Origin of the sequence: Pseudogemmobacter faecipullorum (assembly GCF_020539525.1) — a bacterium.
GTDB lineage: Bacteria > Pseudomonadota > Alphaproteobacteria > Rhodobacterales > Rhodobacteraceae > Pseudogemmobacter > Pseudogemmobacter faecipullorum.
Map to the genome: position 1 here is coordinate 47,407 of NZ_JACDXX010000013.1, position 15,209 is coordinate 62,615.

Sequence of the window (15,209 nt, forward strand, 5' to 3'; positions counted from 1 at the left end):
ATCTGAAAAAGGCTGCTTTCCATCAGGAAAGCAGCCTTTTTTAGTGTCCGGGGTCAGAAAATGAAAACGCCGGCGGCAGAGCCTCCGGCGTTGCAAAGCGGCGTTCTGATCCAGATATCAGAGTGACTGTGCCTGGACGATACGGCGGGTGACCGGCTTCGGCGCGGCATGGCTCAGCAGCGGCAGGCCGGCGCGCATATCCATCAGATCGGCCCGGGTCAGGCCGATATCCTCGAGAAGACGATCATCCTTGCGATCAAGCAGAAACGCGGTCGAGCGGCGAAGCTGGAACAGGGATCTGAGACGGGCAAACATTTTACGACTCCATTGACAACGGAGCCGCTTTTGCCCCCTGCGTTGACATTACTCAAACGAGTAGATCTCATGTGTGACATTGATTTTTTAAATGAGAGCAATGGCCCGTATCCCGCTTGAATCAGACCTGATGCGCGGCTTCCTGGCGGTGGCCGAAACCGGCTCGGTCACCATTGCCGCCGCCCGACTGGGCCGGACCCAGTCTGCGGTCAGCCTGCTGATCAAGCGGCTGGAGGAAAACCTTGGCCAGCCTTTGTTTGAGCGTCTGGCGCGGGGGGTGCGGCTCACGCCCCGGGGCGAACAGCTGCTGCCCTATGCGCTGCGGGTGACCTCGCTGCTCGATGAGGCGGCGCTGGCTTTGCGCGAAAAACCTCTGATCGGGCCAGTCCGGGTCGGCATTCCCGACGAATATTCCAGCTCGATTCTGCCGCGCGCGCTGGCGGCTTTTGACGAACGCCATGAAGGGCTGCAGGTCTCGGTCATCTGTGATCATGCCGAACGCCAGCTGGAGGCGCTGGAAGAAGACCGGCTCGATCTCGCGGTGATCCATGACACCAGCTATTTCCTCGAGGGTGAGCTTCTGGGGGTCGATCCGGCGGTCTGGGTCACCTCAACCCTGCATAATCAGCATCTGCGCAGCCCGGTGCCGGTGGCGCTCTATCGCGATTCGGGCTGGTGCCGTGATTTCGCCCAGCCCTCGCTGACGCATCAGGGCATTCGCTGGCGCGAGGCCTGGCGCAGCGATATGGCCAGCTCTCTGGTCAATGCGGTGCTGAATGGCATGGCCATCGCGCCTTTGTCACGCTCGACCATTCCGGCAGGCTGCCGGCCGCTGAGTGCCGAGGATGGCTTTCCCGAGATTGATTCCGCCCGGGTGCTGTTGCGGCGCAACCCGCGCGGCGGCTCGCCTGCGATCAACGGCATGGCCGAGGTGCTGCGCGAGGCCTTCCGCCCATTGGCGCGCAGTGGTGCTGAGGCGGCGGGCGAGGGCGAGGCGCTCAGCCTTGCTCCGGCGCCGCAGGGGCAGGGCTGAACCCGGGGTCGATTTCGTCCTGGTAAGGGGCGCTGACGGCCAGGCGCTGCCCTCTCCCGATCTGCCATATTCGGGGCGATAGAATTCGGGTGGTTTTCGGCTTTGTCTTTCAGCGTCTTCCTTGCGGTTCTGGCCGCGGCTTTTCTGCACGCCCTCTGGAATGCGCTGATCAAATTCGGCACCTCCAAGATCGGCGGTATGGTCATTCTGTCGATCCTCGGCGCGGGGATGGGGGTCATTGTGGTCGCGGTTACGCCGCCGATTGATCCTGCCGCTTTCCCCTGGGTGATTGCCGCCGGGATCACCCATTTCGGCTATAAATTTTTCCTGACCTCAGCCTATGAGCATGGCGATCTGAGCCGGGTCTATCCGATTGCCCGGGGCGCGGCGCCGATGCTGGTGGCGCTGACCGGGGTGTTTTTCCTGGCCGACAGTCTCACCGGCCAGCAGAACCTGGCGATTGGAGTGCTGGCGGCGGGGATTTTGCTGATGGCGCGTGGCGTCTTTGCCAGTGGCGAGAGCCGCAGGCTTCTGCCTTTCGCGCTTGGTTCGGCGCTGGCGACCGCGGCCTATACTTTGATTGATGGCAGCGGCGCCCGGATTTCCGGCAGCGCTTTTGCCTATGTCGGCTGGGTGTTCATCGCCGATGGGGTGTTTTTCACTACGATCATGCTGCTCTGGCGCGGCCGGGCGGTTTTGCCGCGTGATGCTCATGCCTGGCGGCTCGGCGTGATTGCCAGCCTCGCCAGCTACGCTGCCTATGCCATTTCGATCAAGGCGATGACCCTTGCCCCCATTGCCCTGGTGGCGGCGCTGCGCGAGACCTCGATCCTGTTTGCAGTGCTGATCGGCTGGCTGGCTTTTGGCGAGAGGATGAGCGGCGAAAAAGCTCTGGCCTCGCTGGTGATCGTGGCAGGGGTGGTGCTGACCCGGCTCTGAGACAGGGGCTAAAGAAAAAGGGGCGCCACTGGCACCCCCGGTTCTAATTCAGCACTCAGCGCGCATGAAGCGGGCGTTCAGGAATGATCTGCTGCGCAATCCCGGCGAGCGTCAGGTAGAGCGAGGTGAGGATCAGACCCCAGTGCGACCAGCTGCCCTCGGCAAAGTTCATCCAGGCCGCCCAGGTGGCAAAGATGATCCAGGCCACTGAGACCGGCAGCGAGATCATGCGCCAGCGTTTGGTGCGGGTGGGGTGGATGAATTTCAGATTGGTAAACATCGCCACGGTCAGCAGGATCACAATCGCAAGGCTGACGGCCTGGGGCGGCTCGATGGCGAAGATCACCAGAATCACCATATTCCAGCAGGCCGGGAAACCGGCAAAGCTCTTGTCTTTGGTCTTCATCCGGGTGTCGACGAAATAGACCACCGAGAAATAGGTGATCACAATGATCGCCAGCCAGCCGGTCCAGCCCGAGAGCAGGCCGGATTTGAACAGCGCAAAGGCCGGAATGAAGACATAGGTGAGATAATCAATGATCATATCCATCACCACGCCATCATAGGTTGGCCAGTTTTTCTGGACATCATATTTGCGGGCGAGGGGGCCATCGATGCCGTCAACGATCAGCGCAACCACCAGCCAAAGGAACATCAGGCTCCATTCAGCATCGACGGCGGCCAGCATGGCAAGCATCGACAGAACGGCGCCGGTGGCGGTGAAGAGATGGACCGAGAGGGCCTTGAGACGATCTGACATTGCAAACTCATGGCGTAATCGCAGCGCAGAAGCAATCTTGCGATTGGGTATCAGGGAAAATTTTGACTGACTTCAGGATGTCGGGGCCCTGGATCAGCCGTTTCGGACTGAGCGGGCACCTGCCCTTGGATGGGCTGCGGCATAAACCTCCATCAGCCGTGCCGCGTCAACTGCCGTATAGGCTTCGGTGGTCGAAAGAGAGGCATGGCCGAGCAATTCCTGGATGGCGCGCAGATCGCCGCCCGCCGCCAGCAGATGGGTGGCAAAGCTGTGGCGCAGGGCATGGGGCGTGGCGCCGGGGGGCAGGCCGAGCCTGGCCCGGGCCCGCTCCATCACCTGCTGGATCAGGCGCGGGTTCAGCGCCCCGCCGCGTACGCCACGAAACAGCGCGGTTTCGGCGGTGATCTGCCAGGGGCAGAGCAGGACATAGGCCGCCACCGCGTCGCGCGCGGCGGGCAGGACCGGCACCAGCCGGGTGCGCCCGCCCTTGCCGGTGATGCGCAGCACCTCGGGCAAAGGGGAATCGGCCCCGGTCAGCGCCAGCGCTTCCGAGATCCGCAGCCCGCAGCCGTAAAGCAGGGTCAGGACCGCCATATCACGGGCCTGCTGCCAGTCGGGACGGTCTTCACTCGCGATATCACTGATCACCTCGGCGGCCTGTTCCTCGCTCAGGGGCCGGGGCAGGCTGCGGCGGAATTTCGGGCTGCGGGCCGAGAGGATCACCGAAGCCTCACCGGCCGCGCCGGCATGGTTTTCGCGGTCGGCGAGCCAGCGGGTAAAGCTTTTGACCGAGGAAAGCGCGCGGGCCAGCGAGCGCGCCGAAAGGCCGCGGTCGCGCTCATGCGCCATCCAGGCCCGCATCTCGGCCTGGCTGGTGCGCATCAGCGCCGCCGTTCCCCCGGCACCGCCCTGATGCTGCGCCAGAAAGCAAAGCCAGCCCAGCACATCATGGCGGTAAGCTTCAATAGTATGTTTTGACGCCGCTTTCAGCGCGGCCATCCCTGCCAGCCAGTCGGAAAGCGCCTGGCGGATCTGCGGCGTCAGCGCGAGGTCACTGGCCATTCAGGCCAGCCAGCGGCGCATGCTGCGCTCAAACACACCGGCAAAGAAGGCCAGCAGGTCGGTGCCCTGGCTGGGGCGGAACTGATAGGGATCCTCGGCCCCGAATACCAGCATGCCGGGCAGGCGACCCTGGCCGAAATCGAGGCGCAAAAGCGCCTCCGAGCGGATCTGCGGCGCGCGCGCGCCGTAAAGCTGCTCCCCGGCGGCGGTGACCGGGCGCAGGGTCACCGCGCGCAAGGGCGCCTCGCGGTGGTCCGAGGCATAGCGGGCGGTAAAGCCTGGTTCGGCGACGTAAAGCACATCGCCGAGGCGGCGCAGCGCCGCGCTCTCGCCGCTGTGGCGGCTTTCGATCACGAGCCGGGTCGAATCGACGCGCAGCGTGGTGGCGACGGTTCCGGCAAGGGTGGTGAGAAAATCCTCAAAGCTGATCGGGTCAAGCATCTGCAAAAGCGCACGATGGATCTGATTGGTGCCCGCCAGATTTTCATAGGCCGCGGCAATGACCGAGCGATGCGTATCTTCCAGCCGCTCGAGCCGGGTCTCGAGCCGTTGCATGGCAATGCCGCGCAGATCGACAATATTGCTGCCCATCGCCCGTTCATTGGCAGCGACAAGCGCATTCATGACATCGGGATCCTCCAGCAGACTTTCCGGCTCGGCAAGGATGCGATCACGCAGGTCTGGTTCGATCATGGGCGGGTGCTCGCATTGTTCTTGCTGATCCTGCCGCAGGTATATCCGAAAAAGGAAAGCGCGCGGAAGCAGTTCCGCGCGCTTTGCCAATTCATCCCCTGGTCCGTGGCAGTTCTGCCCGGGCCCAGGGGGGGACGCTTTCAGCAGCCGGGCCGGGGCCCGGTAGCTGTGATCAGAGGATTTTCTGACCGGTTTTCGCCCAGTCCTTGTCGAACTGCTCAAGACCTTTGTCGGTCAGGATATGGTTTGCCATGGCTTTGATGACCGAAGGCGGTGCGGTCATCACATCGGCGCCGATCAGCGCGCAATCCTTGGCATGGTTCACGGTGCGGACCGAAGCGGCCAGGATCTCGGTGTCGAAACCGTAATTGTCATAGATGGTGCGGATGTCCTGGATCAGGTCCAGGCCATCAAGGTTGATGTCATCAAGACGGCCGATGAAGGGCGAGATGAAGCTCGCGCCGGCTTTGGCGGCCAGCAGCGCCTGGTTGGCCGAGAAGCACAGGGTGACATTGACCATGCGGCCCTCACCCGAAAGCACTTTACAGGCTTTCAGACCATCCCAGGTCAGCGGCACTTTGACGGCGATATTCTCAGCGATCTCAGCCAGTTTGCGGCCTTCTGCGATCATCGCAGCGGCATCTTTGGCCACGACTTCAGCCGAGACCGGGCCCGAGACGATCGAGCAGATCTCTTTGGTGACCTCGAGAATGTCGCGGCCGGATTTCAGAATGATCGAGGGGTTGGTGGTCACACCATCAACCATACCCAGGTCGTTCAGTTCGCGGATTGCATCCACATCGGCGGTATCAACGAAAAACTTCATGGCTTCAGGCTCCCTTGCGGCGGAAGAGGGGGTGGAGTGAGCGGGTCGAGGCAGCTATTACCGCAAAGCGGGGCGGGTTGAAACCCATGCACCGTATTTATGTTTGCGCTAACGGAAGCCCGGCAAAGCCAGAAATGGCCCCGGCAGATGGTCCCGGGAACGGAGGGCGGCTGAATGACTGAACGCTTCTTCGAAGCTGGAGCGACCGTTGCCGTGCTGACGACCGAGCCGCTCGGGCCGTTCCTCGATTACCGCGCGCCGCCAGGCGGCTGCATGGCGGGCGCTTTCGTCGAGGTGCCGCTGGGGCCGCGCAAGGTGCTGGGCGTGGTATTTGGCCCCGGCGAGGGGAATTTTGACCGCGCAAAGCTGCGCAGCATCCTGCGGGTCCATGATGTGCCGCCGATGCGGGCCGAGCTGCGGCAGTTCCTGACCCGAGCGGCCGATTACACCATGACCTGGCTGCCTTCGATGCTGCGCCTCGCCACCCGCGCCCCGGGGTTAAGCGAGGGGCCGGCGCTGCAGCGGGTTCTGCGCCTGAGCGGGCCGGTGCCCAATCAGCTGACAGATGCCCGCGCAAAGGTGATCGAGGCTTTGCGCTCTTATGGCGGCGCGCCCTTGCGCCCGGGTGAGCTGGCCGAGGCGGCCGGGGTTTCCGCCTCGGTGATCAAGGGCCTCGTCAGGCTGGGTGTGCTGTCCGAGGAGGAGGCGCCAAAAGATCTGCCCTATCCGCGCCTTGATACCAGCCGCCCCTCGCGTCTTGCCGGCGATCAGATCGAGGGCGGCGCGGCTTTGCGCGCGGCGGTGGCTGAAGAAAAATTCCGGCCCGTTTTGCTCAAAGGGGTGACCGGCTCGGGCAAGACCGAGGTCTATCTCGAGGCGGTGGCCGAGGCCCTGCGGCGCGGTCGTCAGGCCCTGGTGCTGCTGCCCGAAATCGCACTCAGCGCCGATTTCCTGTCGCGGGTCGAGGCCCGTTTTGGCTCCCGGCCCGGCGAATGGCATTCGGGGGTGACGGGCACCGAGAGGCGGCGGCTGTGGAAAATGTGTGCGACGGGCGAGGTTGATCTGGTGGTCGGCGCGCGTTCAGCACTTTTCCTGCCGTTTCAGGATCTTGGCCTGATCGTCGTCGATGAGGAACATGACACGTCCTATAAGCAGGAAGAGGGCGTCCTTTATAATGCCCGCGATATGGCGGTGCTGCGCGCTTCGATCCTTGGCTGCCCGGTGGTGCTGGCCTCGGCCACGCCTTCGCTGGAAACCTGGGTCAATGCCGATCAGGGCCGCTATGCCCGGGTGGATCTCGGCGCGCGCTATGGCGCGGCGGAAATGCCGGGGATGCGGGCGATTGATATGCGGGCGACGAAACTGCCCGCTGACCGCTGGATCTCGGATGAGCTGGCCAGTGGGGTTGAGGGCAGGGTGAAGGCGGGCGAGCAGTCGCTTTTGTTCATCAATCGCCGGGGCTATGCGCCGGTCACGCTCTGCCGCGCCTGCGGCGCCCAGGTGGGATGCGAAAACTGTGATGCGCGGATGGTCGAGCACCGCTTCCTCGGGCGACTGATCTGCCATCAATGCGGCAATTCGAAACCGGTGCCCGAGGTCTGCCCCTCCTGCAAGGTCGAGGGGAAGATGGCCGCCGTCGGCCCGGGGGTCGAGCGCCTGGCCGAAGAGGTCGCAACCCGTTTCCCGGAGGCGCGGGTGGCGGTGCTGTCTTCTGACCTCTTCAGCTCGGCGAGGGCGCTGAAGGCGCAGATCGGCGAGATTGCGCAGGGAGGCGCGGATATCATCATCGGCACCCAGATCGTCGCTAAGGGCCATAACTTCCCGCTGCTGACCCTGGTCGGGGTGATCGATGCTGATCTCGGCCTCCAGGGCTCGGACCTGCGCGCGGCCGAGCGCACCTTCCAGCTGATGCGCCAGGTGGCGGGCCGGGCGGGGCGGGCGGAAAAACCAGGCGAGGCCTGGCTGCAGACTTTTCAGCCCGAACATCCGGTGATCCGCGCCATTCTGGGCGGCGCGGAAGAGGGGTTCTGGCGCGCCGAGGCGGGATCGCGTGCCGAGGCCGGGGCGCCGCCCTTTGGCCGTATGGCCGGGATCATCCTCTCGGGCGAGGAGCTGCAGCCGCTGTTTGATTACGGGGCCGAACTGGCGCGGCTCGACCGGCCCCTGCGCCAGATCGGCGCCGGGCTCTACGGCCCGGCTCCGGCCCCGATTGCCCGGGTGCGCGGCAAGCATCGGGTGCGGCTGCTGATCAAAGCGCCCAAAACCGCGCCTTTGCAGCAGGCCATCAGCGCCTGGCTGCGCCAGCTGCGCCAGCCAAGGGGGATTAAGCTCGCGGTGGATATTGATCCGCAAAGCTTCCTGTGATGCCGTAAGGCGGGCGGAGGGGCGCGACCCCCGGCCTGCGGCCTGCGCCCTGGGATATTTCGGGATATTTGCAGAAGGGGAAGCGCGTGGCCGGCACTGTTCCCCTTCCTTCAGTATCCCCGCCGGAGGCCCTGGCCAGAGCGGTGAAACGCCATGTCTGACAGGCGCGGCCTTGACTTCGCAGACCTGCGGCGATTTACGGAACGGCAGATCAATACAGTACCTCGGGAAGGGGAATGATGATGCACGCCTATCGCAGCCATACCTGTGCGGGCCTTAACAAAGCCAATGTCGGCGAGACCGTTCGCCTCTCTGGCTGGGTCCACCGCGTGCGCGATCACGGCGGCGTCCTCTTCATCGATCTGCGTGACCATTATGGCATCACCCAGGTTCTGGCCGACAGCGACAGCCCGGCTTTCGCCGCGCTGGAGAAAGTCCGCTCGGAATGGGTGGTCAGGATCGACGGCCGGGTGAAAGCCCGTGACGAGAGCCTGGTGAACAGCAAGATCCCGACCGGCGGGATTGAGGTCTATGCCACCGGGGTTGAGGTTCTGGGCGCGGTGGAGGGTGAACTGCCGCTGCCGGTCTTTGGCGAGACCGAATATCCGGAAGAGACCCGCCTGACCTACCGCTTCCTCGACCTGCGCCGTCAGGGCATGCATGACAATATGATGCTGCGCTCGAACGTGGTGCGCTGGCTGCGCAATAATATGTGGGATCAGGGCTTTACCGAATTCCAGACCCCGATCATCACCGCGTCGAGCCCCGAAGGCGCCCGCGACTTCCTCGTGCCCTCGCGTCTGCATCCCGGTAAATTCTATGCGCTGCCCCAGGCGCCGCAGCAGTTCAAACAGCTGATCCAGGTGGCGGGCTTTGACCGTTACTTCCAGATCGCGCCCTGCTTCCGCGACGAAGACCCGCGTGCCGACCGCAGCCCGACCGATTTCTACCAGCTTGACGTTGAGATGTCCTTCGTCACCCAGGAAGATGTCTTCGCGGCGGTCCAGCCGGTGATCCAGGGCCTGTTCGAGCATTTCGGCAAGGGCCGCAAGGTCGATACCGAATGGCCGCAGATCGCATACCGTGATGCGCTGAAATGGTATGGCTCGGATAAGCCCGACCTGCGCAACCCGATCAGAATGGTTGAGGTGTCTGAGCATTTCCGTGGTTCGGGCTTTGCGATCTTCGCGAACCTCCTGGAAAACGAAGGCACCGAAGTGCGCGCTATCCCGGCCCCGACCGGCGGCTCGCGTAAATTTGCCGACCGGATGAATGCTTTCGCGCAGAAAGAAGGCCTGCCGGGCATGGGCTATATTTTCTGGCGCAAGGCCGAGGATGGCTCGACCGAGGCCGCAGGTCCGATTGCAAAGGCAATTGGGGCTGAACGCACCGAGGCGATCCGCAGTGAACTCGGCCTTGATGTCGGCGATGCCGTCTTCTTCCTCGGCGGCAAGCCCGAGGTGTTTGAGGGCGTGGCGGGACGTGCGCGCAATGAGATCGGCCGCGAGCTGGGGCTGACCGAGACCGACAGCTTCCGCTTTGCCTGGATCGTCGACTTCCCGATGTATGAGAAGACCGATGACGGCAAGATCGACTTCTCGCATAACCCCTTCTCGATGCCCCAGGGCGGGCTTGAGGCGCTGACCAGCAAAGATCCGCTGGATATCTACGCCTATCAGTATGACCTCGCCTGCAACGGCTATGAGCTGATCTCGGGCGGGATCCGCAACCACAAGCCGGAAATCATGTATAAGGCCTTTGAACTGGCCGGTTACCCGAATTCCGAAGTGGATAAGCGCTTTGGCGGTATGGTGAAGGCCTTCAAATATGGCGCACCGCCCCATGGTGGCTGCGCCGCCGGCATTGACCGTCTGGTCATGCTGCTGGCCGATACCACCAATATCCGCGAAGTCATCATGTTCCCGATGAACCAGCGCGCCGAGGATCTGCTGATGAACGCGCCTTCGGATCCCACCAATGAGCAGCTGCGCGAGTTGCGGCTGCGGGTGATCCCGAAGGAGAGCTGAGCCAGCGGCCTCTATCAGGCCACGGTCCCCGTCTTACGCCATGACCTGTCGCGCATCGCGGATATGGTGGCAATGGCGGGGCCCGATGCGCTTGACGCCCGGCCTGGAGACAGTGAAACGGCCCGCTGGCAGTCTGAGACTGCGGCGGGCCTTTCCATGGAAATCGCCTGTACCCTGGCGGGGCGCGATCCGCCGGATCTGCCCGGGGCGCGCGCTGGGCCCGCGCCTCGCGGTGACCCGTGCCATGCTGGGGGCACTGAAGCCTGCGGAATTTCTGACCGATCCCGAAGCGGTTCTGCAGTTCTGCGCGCCGGAGATTTTGTCCATCTCTATGGCATGCCAGATTTTTCTTCCGCATCAGCCTGGGTTATGCGGCGCTGCTGGCCTCGGGCGTGGCGCTGAGCGAGGCTGATTTTGACGGCTTTACCGCCTCTGTCCTGCCAGATCAGCCGCGCTGATCAGTCCAGGCCGGGCAGCAGGCCCGCAGGCGCTTGCCGCTCTGCGGCAGCGGCCCTAGCCTTATCCGGGAACAGAGAAGGGGAGGTGCGGGCGCATGAGCGGTGGCATCAGCGACGATCAGCGGTTTATGGGCGAGGAGCTGGCGGGCTGGACCGCGCCGCCGCTGCCGGGCGGGGTGATCCTTGAGGGTGAGGTGGTGCGGCTGGAGCCACTGGTGGCCGATCAGCATGCCGCGGATCTGTTTCAGGCGTTCAGCGGGTATGACCGGCTCTGGGATTATATGCCCTATGGGCCCTTCGTTTCCGCCGCGGCCTATCACCGCTGGGCGAAAGAGGCCGGGGCCTCGGGCGATCCGGCCTTCTTTGTGCTGCGCGACCGGGCGAGCGGGCATCTGGCGGGGATTGCCTCCTATCTGCGAATCAGCCCGGCGGCGGGTTCGGTTGAGGTCGGCCATATCTGCATCGCGCCAGCCTTCCAGCGCAGCCGGCTGTTCACCGAGGCGATGTGGCTGATGATGGATCATGCCTTCCGCCTCGGCTACCGGCGCTATGAGTGGAAGTGCAATGCGCTGAACATGGCCTCGCGCCGTGCGGCGCAAAGGCTGGGGTTCAGCTATGAGGGGATCTTCCGTCAGGCAGCGGTGGTCAAGGGGCGCAATCGCGATACCGCCTGGTTTGCGGTGATCGACAAGGATCTGCCCGCGCTGCGCGAGGCCTTTGCCGCCTGGTTTGCACCGTCGAATTTCGACGCAGCGGGGCGGCAGCGTGAAAGCCTGTCGGATCTGACCCGGCTGGTCCGGGTCAGCGCGGATCCTGGCCTCACGGGCTGACCCCCGCGCGCTCAGCGCCCGCTGTGTGCCATGACCACCCCGCCCGAGGGGCTGATACGGTCCGCTAGCAGTATCTCAAGCGCGCTGCGGGCGGATGGCCCCTCGCGCAGCGCTACGGCCAGCTCCGCCAGGGCCTGATCCCCGGATTGCCGGGCCAGGCCGGTGAGAAATCCGCTGAGCCAGTCCTGGCCGCCTTTATCCTGTTGCCGGCGCAGCGCTTTTTGCGCCCGCACCAGATCATCGCGCAGGGCCAAAGGATCACTTGTATCCGCCACAGCCAGGGGGGCGGGCAGCTCACGTCCCTTCAGCGCGGCCAGGATCACCGCCTGAAAATCCGTCAGACCGGGCAGCGGCTTATCGAGAAAGCCTATGGCGCCAGCGGCCTGCGCCCGCTGTCGGCCGTCGTCCGCTGCGCTGCAGCCCAGCACCACCGGACCATGGGGCCTCTCCTCGCCGCAAAGCGCGCGGATCAGATCCTCACCCCGGCCATCGGGCAGGCCAAGATCGATGATCAGCAGATCGGGGCGGTAGAGCCGCAGATGCGCCAGCGCGGCAGTGAGCGATTCCGCCCGCCTCAGCCGGGCACCCGAGCGCAGGCAGAGCTGGCGCAAAGCCTCGCAGCAAAAGCGGCTGTCCTCGACCGCGAGCAGGGTCAGCCCCTGCAGCGGCAGCCGCCCGGACAGCAGGGGCGGTACCGGCAGCAAAGGGGGAAGGCCGTAAGGCGATATGAAAACCGGTGTGACCGGCTGTGGCATGGCGACCCCCCCGGTCTGGCAGCCCGGCAGTTTCACCTGGTAAGGATGAAAGCAGAGTTAACGCTCACAGCGGGTTCTGCGACACCATCTGCCCTTGCCCGGGGGGGCTGAGCCACGCATAAGCGAGGCAGCATAAAAACGATCAGCGGGAGTCTCAGGATGATCGGTCGTCTCAACCATGTTGCCATTGCTGTCCCTGACCTTGAAGCCGCTGCAAAACAGTATCGTGATACGCTGGGTGCCCATGTCGGCGCACCCCAGGAGGAGCCGGATCACGGCGTGACGGTGATCTTTATCGACCTGCCGAATACCAAGATTGAGCTGCTCTGCCCTCTGGGCGACGATTCTCCGATCGCGGGCTTTCTCGCGAAAAATCCATCGGGCGGGATCCATCACATCTGCTATGAAGTGGAGGATATCCTTGCCGCGCGGGACCGGCTGAAACAGCAGGGCGCGCGGGTGCTGGGCAATGGCGAGCCGAAGATCGGCGCGCATGGCAAGCCGGTACTGTTCCTGCATCCCAAAGACTTCAACGGCTGTCTCGTGGAGCTTGAACAGCTATGAGCATTATGTCTGCCTTCGTCCTTTACGCCATCACCTGGTTTCTGACGTTTTACATCGTGATCATGCTGCGGCCGCGCAGCCAGCAGGATGTCGGAGTAATCGTGCCCGGCACGCCCGCCGGTGCGCCGGCGGAAGAGAATGTCGGCCGCTCGGCGCTGATCGCCACCGCTTTTGGCACGGCGATCTGGCTGGCCCTGGTAGCGATTATCCTCTCGGGCTGGATCACCACCGAAGATCTCGATTTCCGGGGTATCCTGTCGAAGGATGAGGAAGTCCAGCCGCTGAGCCAGTAAGCGCAAAACCTGCACCGCGCAGCGTAAAACCCCCGGTGCCCGACAAGGGCCCCGGGGGTTTCTTTGTTCAGGCTTTGGCTGCGTCGCCGAGGCCCCATTGCACCTTTGCCGCGAGGGTCGGGCGCGGGCGGTCGGGGAAGGGCAGGCCCGGGGTGGCAATATGGATCAGCCCGGCCACGCGCTCCTCCTCGCTGCAGCCGAAGGCCCGGGCGCGGAACAGGGCATCATGTGAGGGCCAGCCCGACAGCCAGTTCGCGCCCCAGCCTGCCGCGGTGGCGAGGCTGAGCAGATTCATGCAAAGCGCCCCGGCAGAGAGGAACTGCTCGGCGGGCGGAATTTTCTCCGAGGGCTTGGGCGAGGCAATCACCGCCACCGCGAGCAGGCCACGCTCAAACTGGCCCCGGCCCTTTTCGATCATCGCCTCATCACCGCCCAGCTCCCGGGCGCGGGCCCCGGCCAGATCGGCGAGGCGGATGAAATCAGGGCGCTGCAGCACGATCAGCCGCCAGGGCTCCAGCTTGCCGTGATCGGGCACCCGCAGGGCGGCGGTCAGGATCTCCTCCAGCTGGGCACGGTCAGGCACCGGGGCGCGAAACAGTTTGGCAGGCTGAGACAGACGCTGCGCGAGAAAAGAAAAGGCAGCGTCACTGGCGGCAGTCATGGCAGGCTCCGTTCATTATCCGGCAGCGAGACTAGACCCGGCCCGGTCTGCTGGCCAGAGCCTGATCCTGCCGCCCATCCGCCCGGAACGCGGGCGCGGGCGGATGGGGGCTTGCCTCTGGCCGGGCAGATTGCCAGAACGGGCCGGGCCAGGAAGGGGGATGCAGTCATGTCAGTGCCGGATCTGAGCGGGCGTGCTGTGCCTGGCGCGCTGATCTCTGTGCGGGTAACCCCCAATGCGCGGCGCGCGGGGCTCGAACCCGGCGATCCGGTGCGCATCAGCGTCACCGTGGTGCCCGAGGATGGCAAGGCGACCGAAGCGGCGCGGCAGATGCTGGCCGAGGCGCTCGGCGTGGCGAAATCGCGGCTGAGCCTGGTGCGGGGCACGAAATCGCGCGATAAGCTGTTTCGTCTGGATCAGTCCTGACCGGGCTCAGCCGGGGCACGGCGCTCAATCCGATAGGCGCCCTCGGGCAGGTTCAGCGCGGCGGAAAGATCGGTGATCTGCGCCATCGACAGCGTGATCTGCATGACAGATCCGGTGATCGGATCGACCTGTTCGACCGTCACGCATTCCTCAAAACCACGGATCACCACATCGCCCTGCAGCGGCATGCCCTCATCGCCCTCGTCAATCAGGGTGATGGTGGTGGCATCGAATTCGTGCTCAATCGTAAACATGCGCCAAACCTGACACAGGGGCGGCAGCGGGGCAATGGGATCAGGCGTCGCGGCCCCGGCGCATCTGCTGCCGGCTTTCAGCGAAATCGCGGAGACCGGGCCTTTCAGCCGCCGCCAGAGCTGATAGGTTCGCTCTCAGATCCCCCTAATCTCCGGCGGAAGCTCCCCTGATTATGTTCGTTGATTCGCTTGCCCGTAAAAATTTCAGTTCTGGCCGCCTGTTCCTCTTGCTGGCCGCGGGCCTGCTTTCGGGCTGTGTCGGTCTGCCGCTGCCGGGCGGGATGAGCGGAGGGGCGGACGGTCCTGGGCCAGGCCGGTCGGATCAGATCATCACCGCCTCGGGCCGGCCTCTGCCTGCCAATGCGCCGCTGAGCTTGGTGGTGGCGCGGGTTGAGCCGGTGATGGAGCAGATCTGCCGCGAGCGGGTAAAAAATCGTGACTGCAATTTCGTCATCGCGGTCGATGATGAGCCGGGCCAGGCCGCCAATGCCTTCCAGACCCTCGACCCTTCCGGGCGGCCGGTGGTGGTCTTCACCTCGGCGCTGTTGAATATGGCGCAGAATCTTGATGAGCTGGCTTTCGTGCTGGGCCATGAGGCGGCGCATCATATCGAGGGGCATATTCCGCGGCGTCAGGATCAGGCCGCCACCGGCGCGATCCTCGTTGGCATTCTGGGCCAGTCGGCCGGGCTGTCCGGGGCCGAGCTGGCGCGGGTCCAGGAGATCGGCGCGGGCCTTGCCGCCCAGCAATATTCCAAGGCCTTTGAGCTGGAAGCCGATGGGCTCGGCGCGGAAATTGCGCTTTATGCCGGCTTTGATCCGCAGCGCGGCGCGGCCTTCTTCGCGCGTCTGCCCGATCCGGGCGATAAGCTTCTGGGCAGCCATCCGGCCAATGCCGAACGGCAGGCGGTGGTCGCGGCGCGGGTCCGGCGCCTGACCGGCAGCTGAGG

17 protein-coding genes are annotated in these 15,209 nt (G+C 64.4%); 9 read left to right on the forward strand and 8 right to left on the reverse strand.

Features of this window, described 5'->3' with window-relative positions:
• Window positions 1-117: 117 nt before the first annotated feature.
• The gene (locus H0485_RS14225) at window positions 118-315 is read right to left on the reverse strand and encodes a hypothetical protein (RefSeq protein ID WP_226936597.1); all 198 of its coding nucleotides are present in this window, start codon (window positions 313-315) and stop codon (window positions 118-120) included.
• Window positions 316-415: 100 nt separating this feature from the next.
• Here H0485_RS14225 and H0485_RS14230 point away from each other — a divergent pair, with 100 nt between their 5' ends.
• A complete protein-coding gene (locus tag H0485_RS14230) occupies window positions 416-1,348 on the forward strand; it encodes a LysR family transcriptional regulator (RefSeq protein WP_226936598.1) in 933 nt (310 codons plus the stop codon).
• Between the two features lie 102 nt (window positions 1,349-1,450).
• Window positions 1,451-2,287 carry an EamA family transporter gene (locus H0485_RS14235; RefSeq protein ID WP_226936599.1) on the forward strand — a complete coding sequence of 279 codons (837 nt, stop codon included), beginning with the start codon at window positions 1,451-1,453 and terminating at the stop codon, window positions 2,285-2,287.
• 55 nt (window positions 2,288-2,342) lie between these two features.
• Here H0485_RS14235 and H0485_RS14240 read toward each other — a convergent pair whose 3' ends face one another.
• The 4 genes from H0485_RS14240 to fsa all read right to left on the reverse strand — a co-directional run bounded on the left by H0485_RS14240 (window position 2,343) and on the right by fsa (window position 5,628).
• Window positions 2,343-3,047 carry a CDP-alcohol phosphatidyltransferase family protein gene (locus H0485_RS14240; protein WP_226936601.1) on the reverse strand — a complete coding sequence of 235 codons (705 nt, stop codon included), beginning with the start codon at window positions 3,045-3,047 and terminating at the stop codon, window positions 2,343-2,345.
• A gap of 93 nt (window positions 3,048-3,140) precedes the next feature.
• On the reverse strand, window positions 3,141-4,109 hold the full coding sequence (locus H0485_RS14245) for a tyrosine recombinase XerC (protein ID WP_226936602.1): 969 nt from the start codon (window positions 4,107-4,109) through the stop codon (window positions 3,141-3,143).
• On the reverse strand, window positions 4,110-4,802 hold the full coding sequence (locus tag H0485_RS14250) for a DUF484 family protein (protein ID WP_226936603.1): 693 nt from the start codon (window positions 4,800-4,802) through the stop codon (window positions 4,110-4,112). It lies immediately after the preceding gene.
• A gap of 172 nt (window positions 4,803-4,974) precedes the next feature.
• Complete coding sequence (gene fsa / locus H0485_RS14255) at window positions 4,975-5,628, reverse strand: fructose-6-phosphate aldolase (protein WP_226936604.1); 654 nt, start codon at window positions 5,626-5,628, stop codon at window positions 4,975-4,977.
• A gap of 174 nt (window positions 5,629-5,802) precedes the next feature.
• Between fsa and H0485_RS14260 the strand changes: the two genes are divergently transcribed.
• The 3 genes from H0485_RS14260 (at window position 5,803) to H0485_RS14270 (ending at window position 11,307) form a co-directional block, all read left to right on the forward strand.
• Window positions 5,803-7,992, forward strand: a complete 2,190-nt coding sequence (locus H0485_RS14260) for a primosomal protein N' (protein ID WP_226936605.1) — start codon at window positions 5,803-5,805, stop codon at window positions 7,990-7,992.
• A 242-nt stretch (window positions 7,993-8,234) separates the two neighbouring features.
• A complete protein-coding gene (aspS, locus tag H0485_RS14265) occupies window positions 8,235-10,019 on the forward strand; it encodes an aspartate--tRNA ligase (RefSeq protein WP_226936690.1) in 1,785 nt (594 codons plus the stop codon).
• Between the two features lie 553 nt (window positions 10,020-10,572).
• Window positions 10,573-11,307, forward strand: a complete 735-nt coding sequence (locus H0485_RS14270; RefSeq protein WP_226936606.1) for a GNAT family N-acetyltransferase — start codon at window positions 10,573-10,575, stop codon at window positions 11,305-11,307.
• Window positions 11,308-11,318: 11 nt separating this feature from the next.
• Here the strand turns inward: H0485_RS14270 and H0485_RS14275 are convergent, their stop codons facing one another.
• Window positions 11,319-12,062: a response regulator gene (locus H0485_RS14275; RefSeq protein WP_226936607.1), complete on the reverse strand. Its 744-nt coding sequence runs from the start codon at window positions 12,060-12,062 to the stop codon at window positions 11,319-11,321.
• Between the two features lie 159 nt (window positions 12,063-12,221).
• Between H0485_RS14275 and mce the strand changes: the two genes are divergently transcribed.
• Complete coding sequence (mce, locus tag H0485_RS14280) at window positions 12,222-12,626, forward strand: methylmalonyl-CoA epimerase (RefSeq protein ID WP_226936608.1); 405 nt, start codon at window positions 12,222-12,224, stop codon at window positions 12,624-12,626.
• 5 nt (window positions 12,627-12,631) lie between these two features.
• Window positions 12,632-12,919 carry a DUF1467 family protein gene (locus H0485_RS14285; RefSeq protein WP_226936609.1) on the forward strand — a complete coding sequence of 96 codons (288 nt, stop codon included), beginning with the start codon at window positions 12,632-12,634 and terminating at the stop codon, window positions 12,917-12,919.
• 67 nt (window positions 12,920-12,986) lie between these two features.
• On the opposite strand, the gene H0485_RS14290 is transcribed toward H0485_RS14285, so the two are convergent.
• Complete coding sequence (locus H0485_RS14290) at window positions 12,987-13,580, reverse strand: nitroreductase family protein (RefSeq protein WP_226936610.1); 594 nt, start codon at window positions 13,578-13,580, stop codon at window positions 12,987-12,989.
• 168 nt (window positions 13,581-13,748) lie between these two features.
• Here H0485_RS14290 and H0485_RS14295 point away from each other — a divergent pair, with 168 nt between their 5' ends.
• Complete coding sequence (locus H0485_RS14295; protein WP_226936612.1) at window positions 13,749-14,006, forward strand: DUF167 domain-containing protein; 258 nt, start codon at window positions 13,749-13,751, stop codon at window positions 14,004-14,006.
• Here H0485_RS14295 and H0485_RS14300 read toward each other — a convergent pair.
• Entirely contained in the window at window positions 13,997-14,260 is a 264-nt protein-coding gene (locus H0485_RS14300; protein ID WP_226936613.1) for a DUF8831 family protein, read from the reverse strand. The genes H0485_RS14295 and H0485_RS14300 overlap by 10 nt on opposite strands.
• 173 nt (window positions 14,261-14,433) lie before the next feature.
• On the opposite strand from H0485_RS14300, the gene H0485_RS14305 reads away from it, so the two are divergent.
• Window positions 14,434-15,207 (forward strand): M48 family metallopeptidase, encoded by a 774-nt coding sequence (locus tag H0485_RS14305; protein ID WP_226936614.1) that lies wholly within the window; start codon window positions 14,434-14,436, stop codon window positions 15,205-15,207.
• Window positions 15,208-15,209 lie beyond the last annotated feature (2 nt).